This is a genomic window from Pseudomonas sp. NY15374, from assembly GCF_048068255.1.
Lineage (GTDB): Bacteria > Pseudomonadota > Gammaproteobacteria > Pseudomonadales > Pseudomonadaceae > Aquipseudomonas > Aquipseudomonas machongensis.
In genome coordinates this window covers 1-1,729 of the sequence record NZ_JBLUPZ010000025.1, presented here as the reverse complement: position 1 = coordinate 1,729, position 1,729 = coordinate 1, and the positions used below count along the sequence as shown (strand labels likewise).

Genomic DNA, 1,729 nt, shown 5'->3' with positions numbered 1-1,729 from the left:
GGAACCCGGAGCGAAGCGCAGGGCCGGATGAACGGAGCGCAGCGTTTTTTGGTTACTTTTTGTCGCGTCTGACAAAAAGTGACTCGCCGTAAGGGCGAAAAGGTGACTAAGTGTCACCCTCGCAAACGGATATGCTCACAACTACAAAAACCCACCCCTCTAGCATTCCACTTTCAGAGTGTGTGTTTTGAAAGTTGTAAGCACCTTCATTTACGAGGGAGACGCATATTCACCTTTTCGCCTTTACGGCGACCTTCTTTTGCACGCGGGCAAAAGAAGGCAAAAACCGCTAGCTCCATTCATCCGGCCCCTACGCTTCGCTCCGGGGTTCCCTCGCTCCGTTCTTGCTCCCGGGAGGACCGCGCTGAACGCCCCTCCTGGGGCGCAGCGCTTGACGGGCATCCATGCCCGTCACCTCCCTCCGCAAGAACTCCACTCGGCCTCCTGAAGTCGCGATTGGCGGCGCCTGATCCATCGCGCGCTTAGAAGCAAGATCAAGAGCATCCAGCCTCATACCTCAGCGCGCATGAATGGGCACGATCCGTACGCCTATCTCAAGGACGTTCTGATGCGGCTGCCGACCCCGCGGGGCCAGTAAAATCGGGCACTTGCTACCGCATCAGTGGGGGCCTGCCGCTATTTCATAGGCAGAGCTGTGATCACATCATCTGATGACATGACCTGGGCATATTCGGTGCCCAGTATGGCCAAGGTCAGCTCATAAACGGTTGAGGCGTCCCAACACGTTCCTTGCGGCCCGATTACGGGTACAGCAGTCGTGGCATCCGCTGGAAGAATAATTTCGTACCCAAGCGCTTTCCCGGCTCGAATAGTGGCATCCATGCTGTTATGAACCACAACACCGGTCAACACAATGCGTTTTACTTGCATGCTTTTGAGAATGGCATCCAATTGAGTTCCTATGAATGCGCAGTTCTCATGCTTGATGATGACAATCTCGCCCTCTATCGGCGCCACTTCTTTCTTGATCCCATTCCAAGGGCCATGAACGTGATAGCTGGAGGTGGGATTCTCTTCATCATGCTTCACATGAAGGACAGGCCAGCCATTTGATCGCCAGTGCCGCAGAAGGCGTTGGATTACGGACAAATAGCCAGGGTGGCTTTTACCATTCCAAACAGGCTGATCGATAGCATCCTGAACATCGAGGATAATCAGGGGGATGCTAGGCGTATCCTTCATGTGGGGGTCGTCTCCTTACGTTGGACACTTAGTGTGCTGCAACGTCTTCCAGTCAACAAGCAGCGCAGTCTCGCTAGGGTGCCGGAGCTGACAAAGAGGCCACTAAGGACGGGTTGCTACTCCGTCAGTGGATTCCGGCCCAGCTCACGCAAGGTGAGTTGGGCGGACGCTTACATACCTCACGAGCGACAGCTACGTCAGCCCAGACACCGCCCGTACCTCAGCGACTTCAGGAGGCCGGATGATTGGAACGCAGCGTTTTTTGGTTACTTTTTTTCGCGTCTGACAAAAAGTGACTCGCCGTAAGGGCGAAAAGGTGACTAAGCGTCACCCTCGCGAACGGATATGCTCACAACTGTAAAAACCCACCCCTCTAGCATTCAACTTTCAGAGTGTGTGTTTTGAAAGTTATAAACACATTCATTTACGAGGGAGACGCATAGTCACCTTTTCGCCTTTACGGCGACCTTCTTTTGCACGCGGGCAAAAGAAGGCAAAAACCGCTAGCTCCATTCATCCGGCCCCT

General features: G+C 54.0%; 1 protein-coding gene and 1 pseudogene. One reads left to right on the top strand and one right to left on the bottom strand.

Going from position 1 to position 1,729, the window contains the following annotated elements; genetic code table 11:
* Positions 1-517 precede the first annotated feature (517 nt).
* A pseudogene (locus ACNFHO_RS27360) lies at positions 518-647 on the top strand (transposase domain-containing protein); the annotation flags it as partial.
* Here ACNFHO_RS27360 and ACNFHO_RS27355 read toward each other — a convergent pair.
* Positions 637-1,203 (bottom strand): isochorismatase family protein, encoded by a 567-nt coding sequence (locus ACNFHO_RS27355; RefSeq protein WP_063544609.1) that lies wholly within the window; start codon positions 1,201-1,203, stop codon positions 637-639. The pseudogene ACNFHO_RS27360 and the gene ACNFHO_RS27355 sit on opposite strands and share 11 nt — an antisense overlap.
* Between the last annotated feature and the right edge of the window lie 526 nt (positions 1,204-1,729).